The sequence below is a fragment of the Limisphaerales bacterium genome, from assembly GCA_014382585.1.
Classification (GTDB): Bacteria; Verrucomicrobiota; Verrucomicrobiia; order Limisphaerales; family UBA1100; genus JACNJL01.
Map to the genome: position 1 here is coordinate 89,749 of JACNJL010000064.1, position 16,788 is coordinate 106,536.

General features: G+C 57.0%; 15 protein-coding genes. 7 read left to right on the forward strand and 8 right to left on the reverse strand.

Features of this window, described 5'->3' with window-relative positions; translation table 11 throughout:
* Positions 1-443 precede the first annotated feature (443 nt).
* Positions 444-1,907: a protein kinase gene (locus tag H8E27_15210; GenBank protein ID MBC8326967.1), complete on the reverse strand. Its 1,464-nt coding sequence runs from the start codon at positions 1,905-1,907 to the stop codon at positions 444-446.
* 28 nt (positions 1,908-1,935) lie between these two features.
* On the opposite strand from H8E27_15210, the gene H8E27_15215 reads away from it, so the two are divergent.
* Entirely contained in the window at positions 1,936-3,444 is a 1,509-nt protein-coding gene (locus H8E27_15215; GenBank protein ID MBC8326968.1) for an FHA domain-containing protein, read from the forward strand.
* Between the two features lie 14 nt (positions 3,445-3,458).
* Here H8E27_15215 and H8E27_15220 read toward each other — a convergent pair whose 3' ends face one another.
* The 5 genes from H8E27_15220 to H8E27_15240 form a co-directional block, all read right to left on the reverse strand.
* Complete coding sequence (locus H8E27_15220) at positions 3,459-4,316, reverse strand: sel1 repeat family protein (GenBank protein MBC8326969.1); 858 nt, start codon at positions 4,314-4,316, stop codon at positions 3,459-3,461.
* Positions 4,317-4,659: 343 nt separating this feature from the next.
* Positions 4,660-6,033: an alkaline phosphatase family protein gene (locus tag H8E27_15225; protein ID MBC8326970.1), complete on the reverse strand. Its 1,374-nt coding sequence runs from the start codon at positions 6,031-6,033 to the stop codon at positions 4,660-4,662.
* Positions 6,030-6,263 carry a type II toxin-antitoxin system HicA family toxin gene (locus H8E27_15230; GenBank protein ID MBC8326971.1) on the reverse strand — a complete coding sequence of 78 codons (234 nt, stop codon included), beginning with the start codon at positions 6,261-6,263 and terminating at the stop codon, positions 6,030-6,032. Before H8E27_15230 ends, H8E27_15225 begins: the two co-directional genes overlap by 4 nt.
* Entirely contained in the window at positions 6,263-6,532 is a 270-nt protein-coding gene (locus H8E27_15235; protein ID MBC8326972.1) for a hypothetical protein, read from the reverse strand. The genes H8E27_15230 and H8E27_15235 overlap by 1 nt, the downstream gene beginning before the upstream one ends.
* 35 nt (positions 6,533-6,567) lie before the next feature.
* Complete coding sequence (locus H8E27_15240; protein ID MBC8326973.1) at positions 6,568-7,767, reverse strand: 3-dehydroquinate synthase; 1,200 nt, start codon at positions 7,765-7,767, stop codon at positions 6,568-6,570.
* A 102-nt stretch (positions 7,768-7,869) separates the two neighbouring features.
* Here H8E27_15240 and H8E27_15245 point away from each other — a divergent pair, with 102 nt between their 5' ends.
* From H8E27_15245 to H8E27_15265, 5 genes are all read left to right on the forward strand, one after another.
* Complete coding sequence (locus H8E27_15245; GenBank protein ID MBC8326974.1) at positions 7,870-8,592, forward strand: hypothetical protein; 723 nt, start codon at positions 7,870-7,872, stop codon at positions 8,590-8,592.
* A gap of 40 nt (positions 8,593-8,632) precedes the next feature.
* Positions 8,633-9,955 carry a PQQ-like beta-propeller repeat protein gene (locus tag H8E27_15250; protein MBC8326975.1) on the forward strand — a complete coding sequence of 441 codons (1,323 nt, stop codon included), beginning with the start codon at positions 8,633-8,635 and terminating at the stop codon, positions 9,953-9,955.
* A gap of 86 nt (positions 9,956-10,041) precedes the next feature.
* Complete coding sequence (locus H8E27_15255; GenBank protein ID MBC8326976.1) at positions 10,042-11,085, forward strand: tetratricopeptide repeat protein; 1,044 nt, start codon at positions 10,042-10,044, stop codon at positions 11,083-11,085.
* 87 nt (positions 11,086-11,172) lie between these two features.
* A complete protein-coding gene (locus tag H8E27_15260) occupies positions 11,173-12,234 on the forward strand; it encodes a putative zinc-binding metallopeptidase (GenBank protein ID MBC8326977.1) in 1,062 nt (353 codons plus the stop codon).
* A 53-nt stretch (positions 12,235-12,287) separates the two neighbouring features.
* Positions 12,288-13,292 (forward strand): ATP-grasp domain-containing protein, encoded by a 1,005-nt coding sequence (locus tag H8E27_15265; GenBank protein ID MBC8326978.1) that lies wholly within the window; start codon positions 12,288-12,290, stop codon positions 13,290-13,292.
* Between the two features lie 53 nt (positions 13,293-13,345).
* On the opposite strand, the gene H8E27_15270 is transcribed toward H8E27_15265, so the two are convergent.
* Together H8E27_15270 and ggt are read right to left on the reverse strand one after the other, a co-directional pair.
* Entirely contained in the window at positions 13,346-14,584 is a 1,239-nt protein-coding gene (locus H8E27_15270) for a hypothetical protein (protein ID MBC8326979.1), read from the reverse strand.
* Between the two features lie 87 nt (positions 14,585-14,671).
* The gene (gene ggt, locus H8E27_15275; GenBank protein ID MBC8326980.1) at positions 14,672-16,327 is read right to left on the reverse strand and encodes a gamma-glutamyltransferase; all 1,656 of its coding nucleotides are present in this window, start codon (positions 16,325-16,327) and stop codon (positions 14,672-14,674) included.
* A 259-nt stretch (positions 16,328-16,586) separates the two neighbouring features.
* On the opposite strand from ggt, the gene H8E27_15280 reads away from it, so the two are divergent.
* On the forward strand, positions 16,587-16,788 hold a 202-nt coding region (locus H8E27_15280), incomplete at its 3' end, for a hypothetical protein (GenBank protein ID MBC8326981.1).

Consider the following 16,788-nt stretch of genomic DNA (forward strand, 5'->3'; position numbering starts at 1 on the left):
CAACCCGTTGAGCGAATCTTCGGATGAAGCTCGGTCGGTCAGCCGACGAGGTGATGGAACGTTGTTGAGGCCCTTCGGGGAATTGATGGAATGAAGTCGCCGCCGGAAACCGCCCTTCGGGGAGGTGGAAGGTTTGAGTGCAGCCTTTCGGGGATGTGCGAAGCGATGGTTGATTGCGCCCTGCCAAGGGCAACGACCTTTGAGAGAGTCCGCAAGGATCCCCTTGAAAAAGGATTGGCAGCCGCCCGGCGAGGGAACTTCGGTTCACTTTCCGGGCGGCTTTTTTGTTTTGGTAGGGACGCGTTGCACGCGTCCCGAGGGCGGTTTCTTCAAAACTGCCGCGGCGCGCTCGGAGAGCACGCTCTAGCGAATTAAACTAAATCAAACCCAATCTTGGCGTCTTGGTGCCTTGGCGGTTCATATTAACCGTTGATGGAGTCGGGTTATTTTCCAGGTTTGGGGGGTTCCACGTGCCATGGGAGGAAAGGGTGATGTTGGCGGAGGGTTTTGAAGAAGCTTTTATTGGCGAGTTTGGAATATGCCATTTCGGCGATTAATAGGCCGAGGACGATGGAGGCGATGACGAGGGTTTGTTGTTTTCCGGTGGACTGGGCGCTCCACCAACTGGTGACCGGTTGGGGGAGGTTTTCTTCCAGATAACGCTGAGTTTTTTCGATGGGCTCGGCGAGGACGGATTCGGATTCGGGCTGGAACTCGGGCGGCACGGGCGGGGGGGCAGTGTTGGGATGGATGAGCTGGCCGAGGGCGGCGGCATCGGCGGGGCGTTGCGTGGGGTCTTTGGCAAGGCAGGCCATGATGGCGTTGTGGACGTGATCGGGCAGGGAGTTGTCGAGGCCGAGTTGCTCGAAGCGCTGATGCAATGTGGGGGCGGGGGCTTCCTGGACGAGGTGGACGATGTCGCCATCGTGGAAGGGGGGTTGTGTGGAAAGTAAATCGTACAGCGTGGCACCGAGGGCGTAGAGGTCATCGGCGGGCGTGGCGGTTTGGCCCTGCATTTGTTGGGGGCTCATGTAGGCGGCGGTGCCGCTGGCGTCGCCTTCCATGTCATCGCGGGTGGCGGCATCGGCGGAGTTGGCGGCGATGCCGAAGTCGGCGAGTTTAAGATGGCCCTCGCGGGTGATCATCATGTTGGCGGGCTTGATATCGCGATGGACGATGTGCTGCTGATGGGCGTAAGTGAGGGCACCGCACATTTGCAGGGCGAGTGGCGCGAGGTTTTCCCACCGATAAAATCCGCCGGGCTGTTGGGTGCGCATGTCGGCAAGGTCGGCGCCATCCACAAATTCCATTGCGATGAAGGGCTGCTCGTCGGGGAGTTGCACAAGGTCGTGGATGCGGATGATGTTGGGGTGCGACAGGCGATGGGCTTTTTGCACTTCGCGCTTGAGATCACCGAGGGCCACGGGGTCTGCGGCGAGCTCGGGGGGGAGGCGTTTGAGAGCGACTTGTTCGTCAAGATGCTGATCGTGCGCGAGCCATACCACGCCGCGAGCGCCACGGCCGAGTTCGCGTACGAGGGTATAGCGTCCACCGCCAGCGAGGTCATTGGCGTGGTACAGCTCTGGCGGGCGATCAGTGGTGACTTGGCGTTGAACGGTGAAATAGAGGTCACCCATTTGCACCGCCTGATTTTCGGTCAAGGGCATGCGCCCGCGCACGGCCACGCCGTTGATGTATGTGCCGGAAGTGCTGCCGTGGTCTTCGATTTCCTGTGTCGTTTCGGTGAGGTGCAGGGTGGCGTGGATGCGCGATAGGAATTGGCTTTCCACGCGCACGCCGGCGGAGGGTTCGCGCCCGACCACATGCGTGCCGGGGCCGAGGGAATATTCGGCAACCTGCTCGCCGTTTTGGCGTTGGACGAGGATTCTGGCAGATCGGGTGCTCATACAAACGGCGGGATGGTATCAAAGGCAAATGAATTTGCCGAGCGTGGGATTGACTCGGAGGGCAGCAGTTCGCCAAGCTGTGGGGGTGCTGCGATTTGAAATTACGCAACTCGGCAAAACGCGCGAGGTGAAGTTGGAGGGCGATGATCTTGTGATTGGTCGCCGCAACGAGCGTACCGCAGTGGGGGTGGATCTTACGCCGGATGATCTCGTGAGCCGCGTTCATGCGCGCGTTTGGCGTGAGGCGGGGGAGGTGCGCATTGAAGACATGGGCAGCCGCGGCGGAACATTTGTGAATGGCAAAAAGCTGGAGCACGCCCAAGTGCTGCGCCCGGGCGAATTGGTGTTGCTCGGTGAAACACAGCTTACGCTCAAAGGAACGCTGCCCGATCGCCGGAAGCAAAATGCCCCAAGCGGCACTCGCAATCCAAAACGCAAACGCGGGCTCAAGCCGCGTCCCCAACCTTCTGCGCCAAATGAGCCCGAACCGTTGCCCGCCAACGCCAAGGTGGGGCTGCATCTTGAGTTAACCTTTGATGGCAAAATCTGGTTGGACGTGTTTGACCGCGATGAAATTTTCATTGGCCGTAAACATCCCGAGGCGGATATTAGTCTCGATCTCAGCGCAGATTTGCTGGTGAGCCGCACCCACGCGCGCATTTGGCAAACGCGCAGCATTTGCTGGGTGGAAGATCTCGGCAGCACCCACGGCACTTTGGTAAACGGCGTGGCGATCGACGGCGCGTGTGTGGTAAACACCAACGACAAAGTGCAGATCGGTTCCACTCTGATGCGCGTGTGGCACGTGGCTCAAACAGACCTGACCCAAAGTGAAGCCCCCGCCGAGATTTCGGAAGAAGTGCCCCGCACTGAATGCGAGCCCGTGCGCCCTGAGAGTGGGTTTCCTGAACTGGATTCTTATCCTGTATTTAAAGAGGAAGACTATCGTTATTATTCGCCCGGCGAGCGCACTGCTGAGGAGGTGGATGCAGTGATGAAAAGCCGAAAGAGCCCGATGGGCCGCATCCGCACTACGCATACCTGCGCGCAGGGTGAGCCGTTTTCTGAAGGGGAAGAAACTTCCCCGCTGATGGATTTTTTACCGGAATTGCCTGCGCAATTGGATGCGTTTGGGGACGCGGATGGGTTGTCCGAATGGCTGGTGAAACGATTGCCCGACTGGCTGCCCGGCGTGAAACGTGCCGCGGTGTTTGCTATCCATCACGACACTGGCCGGATACGGGTGCGGGCCCATGTGCCTTCGCTGAATCCGGTGATGAGCGACACGCTTGCGCATCGCGTGCTGGAAGGGCGCACCGGTTACGCTTGGGTGCAGGTGAGTAAAAAAGAATCAATTCGGCGGCTTTCAACTCATGCCGGTTTATATGTGCCACTCGTTTGTGCCGGGCAGGAGCTGGGCGTTTTGTGCGTAGAAAATACGGAATCTGAGGCGGAATTCAGCGTGGCGGATCTCCAGGCATTGATGGCAATTGGCCAACTGACCGCGCTGGCTTTGGGGAGTCGCCCGGGCTCTTGACTGCACGTGAGTGGTTAATTGGATTCCGGCGGCTTACGACCCAGCGCTTCATAAAGTTCCCGTTCCGCTTGTTTGCGATCCTTCACGTATTGTTGCTTTGCATCGTATCGCAGCTTGAAGCCATGCGCCATTCGCTGGCCGGCGCGTATTTGAAACTGTGTGAGATATTGAGCGAGGTTGTCCCTCGCTTTAGCGGCTGAAGGCAAACCGCGGGCGGCGGCCAAGGTGTAATATTTGTAGGCGCCCACAAAATCTTTTTGGATTCCCATACCACTCTGCAGAGCAATAGCTACGTTAAGTTGGGCTTCAGGCAGGCCTTCGTCAGCCGCGATTTTAAACCATTTGAAGGCCGATCGAAAATCAAGCGGCACCCCTACGCCCAGCGTGTACAGCACAGCTAAATTATGTTGCTGCCGCATTTGACGATCTTTCTTATCCCATTTATCGAGCTTGACAGCATCAGTGAAATTGCCGTTCGCCTCGGCTTGGATTAATTTTGCCTCCTCCAAGAACACACGCATGGCTTCGGCCATGATCGCAGCATTGATCACTGTTTGTGGAACTTGGTTGGTCGACACACCGCCCCCACCGCTGGTAGGGCCGGCAGGGCCTGTGGGGGCACCGCCGCCGGGTATTCCAGAGCCAGGAAGAGGGCCGCCGCCGGGGATGCCCGCACCGGGTAGGCCAGTACCGGGTAGGCCAGTACCGGGGATTGTGCCGCCCGGAATTCCTGCGCCACCTGCTCCCGCAGTGGGGATGCCAGTGGCGGGATTAATGGTTGGCGAAGTGGGAATTGTCACCGTGCCTGACCCGCCGGGTAAGCCTGTGGGTAACCCCACGCCGCCCGCGCCGGGTTGGGGCGTGACTGCCATGCCCGGAAGCGTACCACCGGCGCCAGCTGCGCCGCCTACACCTGGAATGGGTGCGCCGCCTCCCGCCCCTGCCGCGCCAGGAATGGGCGAAGTTGTGGCGCCCGGAATTCCTCCGGTTGCCGGTGCGCCGGGTTGGGCGAGCATCAGGTGTAATCCGCTCAATACCCCCACGCTCAACAGCGCACGAGTTACAAAATTGGTATATATTCTTGGCTTCATGGCGGCGATGTCTATGAGTTTACTTACCTCAATTTTGTGCTTTTTTCAAGTTAAAATACGGTTTTATTAGGCGACCGTTTGCTCTATCTGCTGCATTTACTCAGCAATTCGGAGGCCAACTTGTTCATCTCACCGCACGTTGGATGAGCTCGAACACTTCAGTGCTTTTCAGTGCATCGCTTTCCAGCCAATCGTCTCCGGGCACAATCGCTACTGGCCAGTCGGCGCGGCTTGCCGGTTTGCACCCGTGCGAGCCTTTGACCAGTGAGGCGTCCAGCGGGATGACGTCCATTAACATCCGAAACCCCAGCTTCTTTTGTAGCAACCGCCGCGCGATGCGCAGTTTGGGAAAGGCCAACTGCGGGTCGATGAAAAGTTCTACCGGATCATAGCCTGGTTTTCGGTGGATATCCACTGTGCGCGCGAAGTCCGGCGCTCGCTGGTCATCCATCCAGTAGTAATAAGTGAACCACGCATTCTCCTCGGCTACCGCGATGAGGTCGCCTGCGCGGCGATGGGATTCATCGTTGAGCACCGCCTGCACGCCGGGCGTGTTTTCCAAAATTTTTTTCACCTCGTCGGTGAGCGCGGTGTCCTTGATATAAATATGCGCCACTTGATGATCGGCAACGGCGAAGACTTGGCTTGCGCCGGCATCGAGTAATTCGCGCCCCAATTCTTCTTTGATTGTCAACCAACCTTGCTTGCGGAACAGTCGGTTGAGGTGGATGGCTTTGTCCACTTGCGTGATGCCGTATTCGGAAAGCAGCATCACTTGTACGCCGCGTTTAGCATAAAATCCCAACAGCCCGCCCACGATCGCATCGATGGCTTGCAAGTCAGGCTTAATCGCTTTGTCCTCGGGGCCGAGGCGTTGGAGGTTGTAATCCAAATGCGGGAGGTAAACTAATGACAGCGTGGGCGAATGCTTGCGTTCGATCCATTTTGCCGATTCTGCAATCCAACGACTCACGCAATCGGCCGTGCCCTGCGGCGTATCCACCCCCGCCGCCGGGCCCCAGAACCCGGGAAAGGGAAACTCGCCCAAATCGCGTTTGATGTCTTCGCGGATGTCGAAGGGCTCCGTGTAAATATCGAACACCTTCCGGCCATCCGCCGGGTACATCGGCCGCGGCGTAAGGCTCCAGTCCGCGCCGGAGTACATATTGTACCACCAAAAAACTTTCGCGCAGGTGAAACCATCGTGTTTCGCCCGCAATGCGTCCCACACCTTGGGCGCCTGCACGAGGTGGTTGGATTGCTTCCAGAACTGCACCTCCGCCAAATCGCGATCGTACCAGCCATTGCCCACGATGCCGTGCGTGGTGGAAGTTTCGCCGGTCAGATAATCACTCTGCGCCGTGCAAGTCACCGCCGGAAATGCTGGCTCAATAAATGCCCGCGCGCCCGCGTTGCGGTACGCAAGGATATTCGGCGTCCAAGCCCCAATATGCCGGTCGCACAAACCCACCACGTTGATGACGGCGATGCGGTTCATTTTGATTTCGCTAAAAGTTTGAAATATTCGTCACGGGAAAGGCTCGCCGTTTTGAGGTTGTTGCGAATGATAAACACCGGCACCTCGCGATACGCAGGAATCACCACCGGCCGCGCCACGCCTTTTTTTACATAAGATCGATGGCTTCCCTCCTGCCGCACAAAACGAAATCCCGCCGCCACAAAAATTTTATCCAGCGTGCGCCAATGAACTGGCAGGAGCCGCGGCATTAGGCTTCCACCAACGCGGTGGCGGTTTCGCTGGACACCCAATCCGGCATGGACCATTGGCCTTCGGCAAAAGTATATCCGGCTTCCTCCAGCACAACATTAAGCGTGCCGTGATCGGCGGCGGTGGCGAGGAATAACTGCACCGCTTCGTCCAAGGCTTCGCGCGCGGCTTCCGGAGTGTCGCCTGCACTGGCCACATCGAGCGGCTGGGCGTGGGCAATGCAGTGGCCGCCTTCCCGCCAGATTTGCGCCTGATAATCAATTCGCATAGCGGAGTGTTTCGTAATTTTGATTGAATTGCAATTCAGCCATTCGCGGGAATTATTTTTTGGTCACCATCCGCTTCGTGGCGGGCGCGGAGTTCGTGGATGGCGGCGAGGACTTTTGGGGTGTTCATTTCGTGCACCTCGAAGCCTTCGCCGATGGCGCGCAGCAGCGTGACGGTGAGTTGGCCGCCGAGATGTTCTCGGAATTCTTCAAGGCCTTTAAGCACCACCAGTTGACCGTCCTCGGTTTCGTGCGTCAAATCCTGGCTCCACAAAGAAAACCCTAATCGCTCCAACAAACGCAGAATCCGATCGCACGCGGTGGCATTGAGATGGCCGCAGTCGCGTGCGTAAATGCAATCAAGCGCGATACCGATCGCCACCGCCTCGCCGTGGCGCAGGCGGTATTCGGAAATTTGTTCCAGTTTGTGTGCCGCCCAATGGCCGAAATCCAGCGGACGCGCCGAGCCCATTTCGAATGGGTCACCGCTGGTCGCGATGTGGTTCATATGTAGCTCGGCGCAGCGATGGATGAGGCGTTGCATCGCGGCGGGCTCAAAGCCGGCCAGCGCGTCGGCGTCGGTTTCGATCAAATCAAAAAACGTTGCATCGCGAATGCAGGCGACCTTCACGGCCTCCACGTAGCCGTTGCGTTTGTCGCGCGCGGTGAGGGTGGCGAGCATTTGGAAATCATTAATCACCGCGAAGGGCGGGGCGAAGGTGCCGATGAAATTCTTTTTGCCAAAGGCATTGATGCCGTTCTTCACGCCCACGCCGGAATCGTTTTGGCTGAGGGTGGTGGTGGGAATCCGCACGTGCCGGATGCCACGATGCGCCGTGGCCGCCGCCAAGCCCACCATATCCAGCAACGCCCCACCGCCCACGCAGATCAAATACGAATGGCGGTCAATGTGGAAACGATCTATCTGCGATTGCACTTCGCTGACGTGGAAATATGAATTCTTCGTGCGCTCGCCGCCCTCCATCACGAAAGGCGCGCTGACCAGGTTCAGCACATCGGCGTGCGCTTTGAAATAACTTTGGATCTCCTTTACCAAGGTCGGCCGCGCCTTAGCCAGCGCTTCGTCGAGCACCAGCAACACCTTACGCGGCCCGGCCCCCGGCTCGTCCGACAGCGTATCGCGCAGCACCACGTTTTCCGCATCAAAGATATTTTGCGTAAACAAAACCTGATGCCGCCAACTCACCGTCACGTCGCGTTCAATCCGGGGGGTCATGCGCGAAATGCTACCGGAAACGGGCCGTCATGACAAGGCCGTGCATCGGAAGTGACCGGATCGCGGCTTGAATTTTTTCCGCGCATCCGATACGCTGCGCGGATGAGGCTTTGGGATTCATTGGGGGTTTTGGGCGTGGTGGGTTTGTTAGTCGCCTGTGGCTCGCCGCGGGTGTTGACGGAGGTGGAGTTGCAGGAAAAAGCACTCACCGATCTCAACGCCACAATGCATGCACTGAACGAAAAACTGAATGTCATTCGGTCGCAACAATTGCTGCTGCCCAAGGGGTCGCCGCGGTACCTTTCCGTGGGTCGCGAAGTGGCGCTCTTGAATGAGCAATCCTCAAACCTCGCCCTCGAGTGGGAAGGCAAAGTAATGGATCTCGATGAGGCCCGGCGTAAAGCCGCCGAGGCCGCCATCGGCGCCACCAATGCGCCGCCCGTTGTCTCTACTAACGCACCCACCGCCGCGACGGCGATTACGCACGGGGATTTGACGCTGCATTCTTTCGCTCTTGCCACCGATACCGATCAGGGCACCAAAGCCGTCACCGGCGAAGTGGAGAACATCAGCCCCAACGCGCTCACCGACGTGTCTGTGGCGTTCAATGTGCTCGATGCGGCCGGCCAAAACGTCGGCACCGTGTCCGACCAAATCGCCACCTTGGAACCCGGCGTCCGCTGGGCGTTCAAAGCGTTGGTGCTCGATAACACCGCCGACAAAGCCGAGTTCCTCGAATTCAAAATCGCCGGCAACCTCGTCACGCCCCCCGCGCCTGCGCCCGGGACAACGACGACGCCCCCCGCTCCTGGTGGTACGCCTTAATTCCATTGCGCGGTAGGCTTGCGCGCGGCATTCTGCAGCCATGCAAATTCGTGGATGTTTTCTTTCTCTCCTTTCCATAACTGTATTCAGCGTAATTGCCGACGACTGGCCGCAATGGCTTGGCCCGCAGCGCGATGGAGTTTGGCGCGAGGAGCGGATTATTCAAAAATTCGATGGCGTGCCCAAGCTACGTTGGAAGGCGGACATCGGGGGCGGCTACGCCGGGCCGGCAGTGGCCAAGGGGCGCGTGTATGTGCTGGATCGGCAGTTATCAAAAGGGACGAAGAATCCGGCTAATCCTTTTGCCCGCGGCCAATTAGCGGGCACTGAACGCGTGCTGTGCTTGAACGAAGCCGACGGCAAGCTCTTGTGGAAACACGAGTACGATTGTCCCTACGCGATTAGCTATCCGGCCGGGCCGCGCTGTACGCCCACCGTTGATGGCAACCGCGTTTACACGCTGGGCGCGATGGGAAATCTTTTTTGCCTCAGCACGGAGAACGGCAAGGTGCTCTGGCAGGTCGATTTCAAAAAAGACTTTGGCACAAAGACGCCCGTGTGGGGGTTCGCCGCGCATCCATTGGTGGATGGCGATAAACTCATTTGCCTTGGCGGCGGCGAAGAAGGCACCACCATTGCGTTTAACAAAATGACCGGCAAAGTATTGTGGCGCGTGCTGCCCGGACCGGATCTGGGCTATTGCCCGCCGATGATTTTCAAAGCCGGCGGCCAGCGGCAGCTCATCATCTGGCATCCGCGCGCGCTTAATTCCATTGATCCCGAGACCGGCAAGCTCCACTGGACCGAACCTTTCAGTGTGCGTTCCGGCCTTTCCATCCCCACCCCGCGCCTGCACGGCGATCTACTGTTCATCACTTCATTTTACAACGGCCCGCTGATGATGCGCCTTGCCAAGGACGCCCCACGCGCGAAAGTGGAATGGCGGGCTACTGGCCGCAGCGAGCGCGTTACCCAGCAGCTCCACGCCATCATGTGCACGCCCTTCATCGAGGACGGCCATATCTACGGCGTGTGCAGCTACGGCCAATTCCGCTGCATTAAGGTCGCCACCGGCGTGCGCGTTTGGGAAACCTTTGCCCCTGTCACCAAGGGCGAGGGCCGCTGGGCCAATGCCTTTATCGTCAAGCATCAGGATCGGTTTTTCATTCACAACGAAAAGGGTGACCTCATTATCGCCAAGCTCAGCCCGAAGGGCTACGAGGAGATCAGCCGTGCCAACCTCATCGCCCCCACCAACACCGCACGTGGCCGTCAGCTGGTCTGGAGTCACCCCGCCTTCGCAAACAAGAGCATCTACCTGCGTAATGACCGCGTGATCCGATGCTATTCACTGGCCGAATAAATCGGGTTTCTGGGCGGGTCCATTATAAACTCCCGCTGGCTTTAAAATAGACAGCCAACTCACCGGCTTGTTAAGATTTGGGTGTGATGTTCAACCCGACCAAACTCATCTGCTTCCTTGCCCCGTTGTCCATTGCCTTGCTGATGGGCTGCGGGAAGACAGCACCGGAGCAGCCAGCCAAACCGAAAGTGGCACCGACTAAGGCCACGTTGACGCCCGGGATGGAGACGGCCAAAAAGGCCCGTGAGGCAGGCGATTATCGAGGGGCGGTGCGGTTGTACACCTATGAACTCGCCGCTGAAGAAGCCAAGCCCGCGCCTAACTGGGTGCAATTAACCTACCTGCACAATGAGCTAGGATTCGCCCTGAATAATGCCGGCCAATCCGACAAGGCGCTGGAGCATTACCAGAAAGCACTGGCGATTGATCTCAAACAACTGGGGTCGGAGCATCCTGATGTGGCCACCAGCTACAACAACATCGGGATGGTGCACCGCAAGAAAGGCGAGGACGACAAGGCGCTGGCGCATTACCAGAAAGCACTGGCGATTTTTCTCAAACAAATGGGGCCGGAGCATCCTCTTGTGGCCGGCAGCTACAACAACATCGGGGAGGTGCACCGCGAGATGGGCGAGGACAACAAGGCACTGGCGCATTACCAGAAAGCCCTGGCGATTTATCTCGATCAACTGGGGCCGGAGCATCCTGATGTGGCCACCAGCTACAACAACATCGGGGTGGTGCACGATATCAAGGGCGAGGACGACAAGGCACTGGCGCATTACCAGAAAGCTCTGGCGATTAATCTCAAACAACTGGGTCCGGAGCATCCTCGGGTGGCCTCCAGCTACAACAACATCGGATTTGTGCACCATAAGAAAGGGGAGGACGACAAGGCAATGGAGCATCACCAGAAAGCCCTGGCGATCCGGCTCAAACAACTGGGTCCGGAGCATCCCTCTGTGGCCATCAGCTACCACAACATGGCTTCGGTCTACAGAACCGAGAAGGATTTGGCCAAGGCCAAGGAGTATTGGGAGAAAGCCTATGCAATTTTCTTCAAGAAACTGGGTCCAAACCATCCAAAAACGAAGCTCGTGAATGGTAAACTGGACGCGCTTAAGGAGTGACGGAATAACCAACGAGTGATTTGGCGGTTCGCAGCGAGGTGAGACCTCGTGTCGCAATTGAGGGGGCAATCATTTTACACTTGGCCAGTGGCTGTGCTGGCTCTAAAACCATCGCCTTCCACCATGGTGATGACCGCACAACCCAACTGGCGCAGCCTTGATGATGAGGCATTGTTGGAGCGTCGCATCAGCGGTCTCGGGCTGCACATAGACGGAGTGGTGGCCGATTGCATCGAGCAACTGTACCGCGAGCTGGAGGCGAAGGGATTGGCGCTGATGCCGCCGTGTCATATCGGTGATGAATGGTTTTGTCCTGAGGGCTGCGCGGCGATTTTTATTCCGTTTTATTTATTTGATGACCGGCTGCGAAAGCTGGAGCGTAAGATGGTGCTGGAGGTGGAAGGTGGCACGCGCAATGAATGCATGAAGTTGCTCCGGCACGAGGCGGGTCACGCGTATTCGTACGCGTACAAGTTGCAACGTAAGAAGAAATGGCAGCAGCATTTCGGGTTGGCTTCGCAGGAGTATCCGGAGACATATCGGCCACGGGGGTATAGCCGGTCGTACGTGGTGCACTTGGATGGCGGCTACGCGCAGATGCATCCGGACGAGGATTGGGCGGAGACGTTCGCAGTGTGGCTCGCGCCGGGGAATCGTTGGCGGCGAAAGTACGCGGACTGGCCGGCGTTGCGCAAGCTGGAGTATGTGGAAGAACTGATGGAGTCGTTGGCCGGGAAGGATCCGGTGCATTTGGAGGCGTACCGCGCGGCGACGGAAAGTAGTTTGCGGCTGAAGTTGCGGACCTATTATCGACGCAAACAAAAGGCGTATGCGGAGACGTTTCCGGATTTTTATGATGCGGATTTGCGGCAGTTGTTTGTGGCGATGCCGGTGGAAAGAAACGGGCACATCACCGCGGCGCGGTTGATGCGGCAGGGGCGGCGGAACATCGTGGGGGCGGTAAGTCAATGGACGCGTGAACCGAAATATCGCGTGAACGAACTGCTCAGTGACCTTGCCGATCGCGCGGAGGAGCTGGAGTTAGCAGCTAATCCGCATGATTCAGAATTGCCTTCGCAGTTGGTTTCGTATATAACATCGCTCGTAATGAACCACCGGTTTACCGGACGGTTCAAACAGACGCGCTGATTTTCAACGGCGCTATTTCACAAACGGGGAGGAGGGGATCAATGGGCAAGGTAATGGCCAAAAAGCCGAAGGTGCTGGTGCTGTTCGACGTGGGCGAACCGACGGGCATTGATGACGATTACACCGAAGATCTGAAATCGGAAGACTGGAAAACCGAGCGGCACGTGCTCAGTGCATTGCGGGCGCTGGGGTATCCCTTCGCGATGCTCGGCGTGCATGACGACACCGGGCTGGTGCGCGATATGATCGAGCGTTACCAGCCGGATGTGATTTTTAATATGGTGGAGCAATTCGCCAATTCATTGGGGAACGAAAACCGAATCACTTCGTTTTTGGAATTGCAAGGACTACCCGTCACCGGTTGCGGCTCCACCGGCATCACGCTGTGCAAGGACAAGGCGATCTCCAAAAAAATACTGAGCTATCACGAGGTGCGCGTGCCGCGCTTTATGGTGCAGCAGCCGGGTCGGCTCATTCGGTTGGCGGAAGGGATGCGATTTCCGCTCATCGTGAAGCCCGCCCGCGAGGAGGCGAGCCAAGGCATTAGCCTCAAAAGCGTGGTGAATAATGAGGCCGAGTTGGTGAACCGCGTGTGCTTTGTGCACGAACGTTTTCGGCAAGAGGCGTTGGTGGAGGAGTACATTGAGGGCCGCGAAATTTACGTGGGCGTCATCGGCAACGACCGCCTCCAATGCCTGCCCGCGCGCGAGATGGTGTGGGGCCGCGACGTGCCGCCGCAAGCGCGCTTCGCCAGCTATCGCGTGAAGTGGGATGAGGCTTACCGCGAGCGGTGGGGTATTCGCAGTCGTTTCCTACCTCCGCTTCCTGCTGCTGATCAAAGGCGGTTAGAGGTGGAGTGCAAAAATATTTATCGCGCGCTCAACCTCAACGGCTACACGCGGTTGGACCTGCGGCTGACGCCGGAAGGGGAATTTATTTTTATCGAGGCCAACCCCAACCCGATGCTCGCTCGCGATGAGGACTTCGCGATGTCAGCGAAGAAGGCAGGGATTGACTATCCTAAACTCATTGAGAAAATTATCACTCTGGCGGCTTAAACTGCTAATAAAACAACAGGCTTCCATCTAAATTAGACGCACAACTTCTCAGTCTATTTTTCTCCTCTTTTGTAGGCCTTCCATTTCTCATTTTCCGGCGAGGCAATGTATTCTTTGTAGTCATTCGCTCCATTGAAGTCAGGGTCAAACCGTATGTCCGTGTTTTCCTCCGCACTTATTAGCAAACGAGTGACCTCTTTGAAATCTTTGTCTGCCATAGCTAGCCCAATAAGAGAGGTGTACGGGGTCACATTTTTCGGCATGTCTTTGATGAGTTGAATGTAGAAGTCCTTGGCGGCTTGTTTCTTGCCTTGGGCCAAGGCAATGTTGCCTCGCAATAAATTCAGGAATGGATCCCCCCCAATCTGTTTATCGAGCTGATCCACGGCAGCGCGCGCTTGTTTGAAATCTTTATTCAAATGATGGAAATCAATCAGGGTCAGTGCCAAATTTTCTGCATTTGGAAAGGCGTGCTGAAAATCCTGCACGGCTTTGCGGTAGCCATCACCCATCGGCAGCCCTTTTCGTGCGTTGCTGACAGCAACTTGGCTGGCCGCCATAATCCGCGTTTGCATTATTGTTTTCTGCTGCTGCCATTTTGGTTGCATGCTGTCATAAATGGCGAGGGCTTGAGTTGGGTTGCCACTTCGCACGGCCATCGACATATCTTGGAATTGCTTGGCGGCTTGCCTGGCCTTGGCGTTCGGCGAGTTCGTGCTGGGCATTGATTGTGTAATTAGGCGGCCAAAGGTATGGCTGAGTGGTTCTCCTGACAGGTACACAAACAAATCTACCACACACGGTTTATTCTGCGTATTGCGCCCCAGCACAAGGCGGTGATAATTGAGGCCACCGTCTTTCGAGAGGACCCGCATGATAGACTGCGCACCATCTGGTGTCTCTGAAGCGTTAAGGAACTGGTAATCACTCGCGTTCAAGCCACGCAGAATCGCTTCATCAAAGTTGGCCCGAGCGCCCGCGACAATTTGTTTTTCCTGTTGCGTGCCATTCAGGTGGTTCGGTAAACCGTGGCGAATTAGGTTGTCGAAATCAATTACTTGCAAGGCCATTTCAGTATCATTCGCCTCCACGGCCGCTTGCAATTTTTTGGCGACCGTTCTGGCCTCGGCTAACGTGATTTTTGGCCCGCGTGTTACCCCAGGCGGCGGGATTTCAGGCAGCTCTACTTTGGTAAGCGATTTGGATTCTTCCGAGAGTGAGCCGGAGCCCTTCTTGCCGCAGCCTACAAGGCCTACAATTAGGATGCAGCTTATGAATAAGGCGTGTTTCATTTACAAAAAATGGGGCAAAGGTGGAAACAGGTCAACTTATATGGAGAGCAATGGAGTGCTCGTTATTAATTACGCAAAATTTCCAGCTTAGTATGCCACCGCTTTGCCCCTGAGGCGCGGGTCATGCGCCGCCTCGAACTTGCCATCGCGCAAACTCACCGCCTGCGTGGCTCCCATCCGGTTATAAACTTTCAGTGCGTGCCCGCGCCTCCGCAATTCGGCCAACACTCTCTCGCCTGCCTTTTGTTCAATGCGAATTTGATCGGGGGCCCATTGATGATGAAAATGCGGCTGCGCCAGTGCTTCCTTCAAGGGCCGATTGAAATCAATCGTGTGAATAATGGCCAACAGCGTTTGGGTGATGATTGTCGGTCCGCCCGCGGCGCCCACGGCGAGGATGGGTTTGCCGTTCTTCAAAACAATCGTGGGGCTCATACTCGAGAGCGGCCGTTTGCCCGGCGCCACGGCGTTGGCTTCCGCGCCCAGCAATCCAAACGCGTTGGGCACGCCGGGTGCGATGGAGAAATCGTCCATCTCATTATTCATGATCACCCCCGTGCCGGGGATAATCACCTTGCTGCCAAAGCTGGTGTTCACCGTGGCGGTGACGGCTACCCAATTGCCGTCTCCATCCGCGCAGGAAAAATGCGTGGTGTGTTTTCCGTACAAATGATCTGTGGATCGCGGCGGCGTGCCGTGCGTTTTCACCGGAGTGGCGCGGTTCATGCAGATGCGCGCGGCAAGTTGCTTCGCGTATGCCTTGTCCACTAACCCGCGTGGCACCTTGGCGAAGGCCGGATCGCCCAGCCAATGCGCGCGGTCGGCAAACGCCAACTTCATTGCCTCAGCGATGACGTGATAAAAATCGGCCGACTCCGAATCCATTTTGCCAAGATCGAATTGCTCGAGGATGTTGAGAATTTGCGCCACGTGCACCCCTCCCGAGCTGGGTGGTTGCATACCCAAAATTGTGTGACCGCGATAAGTCGTCCGCACCGGCGGCGGCGAAGTGGTTTTGTAATTCGCAAAATCCTTGGCCGACATGATGCCGCCGTTTTGTTTCATCCACACCTCCGTCCGCCGCGCAAAAGGCCCGCCGTAAAACCACTCCGTCCCATTGCTTGCAATCGCGCGATACGTCCGCGCCAAGTCCGGTTGCTTCAGCAAATCTCCTGCCGCCTTAGGCGACCCGTCCGCGTTAAATAACAACGCCCCGCTCGCGGGAAATTTTTTCAATCCCTTCGCTGTCGCCCGAATGCGCCCCGCGTACGCCATCGGAATTGCAAAGCCCTTTTCGGCGACATCGGCCGCTGTTTCCAAATGAACCCGCAACGGCAACTTCCCGTGCGCCTTCGCCAGCCGCGCATACGCCGCCAACGCCCCGGGCACCCCACTCGCCAACGCGCCCAACTGACTCAGCTCCGTATCCGCCTTGCCCTCGAGCAAATACATATCCCGATGCGCCCGCGCCGGAGCCGTCTCCCGGCCATTTATCGTAATCACCCGCCCGTCCGCCAGTCGCGCCACAATAAAGCAACCTCCGCCAATGCCCGAGTTATACCCATTTACCACCCCCAAAGTCAGCCCCGCCGCCACCGCCGCATCAATGGCATTTCCGCCATTTTTCATCACCCGCACCGCCGCATCCGTTGCTAATGGATCCACCGTAGCCACCGCTCCACGCTCTGCAGGAATAGCAAAAAAGTAGAAATTGCACAAAAAAAACGCAAGAATCGGCCTCATTTGCCGAATATAAATGAAACGGTTCCACAACACAAGCCGACGAAACGCCAGTTTTTTTGTCGTTTTTTGTCATAATTGAAACAATTTGGGGAAAATACCGTCTGATCAAGAAGCGCTGGCACGCCGGATGCTGTGAATAACTTATGAGCTGGGAGGGAAACTCGAAATAATTAAAGTGCAATTAATGGGGCAAAAGCCTTGTGGATTTTGAAAATCCGAACTAGATTTTACCGACGGTATGAACCGCAACAATTCTACTATGAAGATCGCTTTACTCACCACAATGCTGGTGACCGTTCTTTCTGTTTCTGCCCAACGCTTCGGAAACATGGGCGGCGGAATGAATGGCGGTATGGGCGGTGGCATGATGGGCGGAATGAATGGCGGCCGTGGCGGAATGATGGGAGGCATGGGCGGAATGATGGGAGGCATGGGCGGAATGAATGGCGGCATGATGGGCG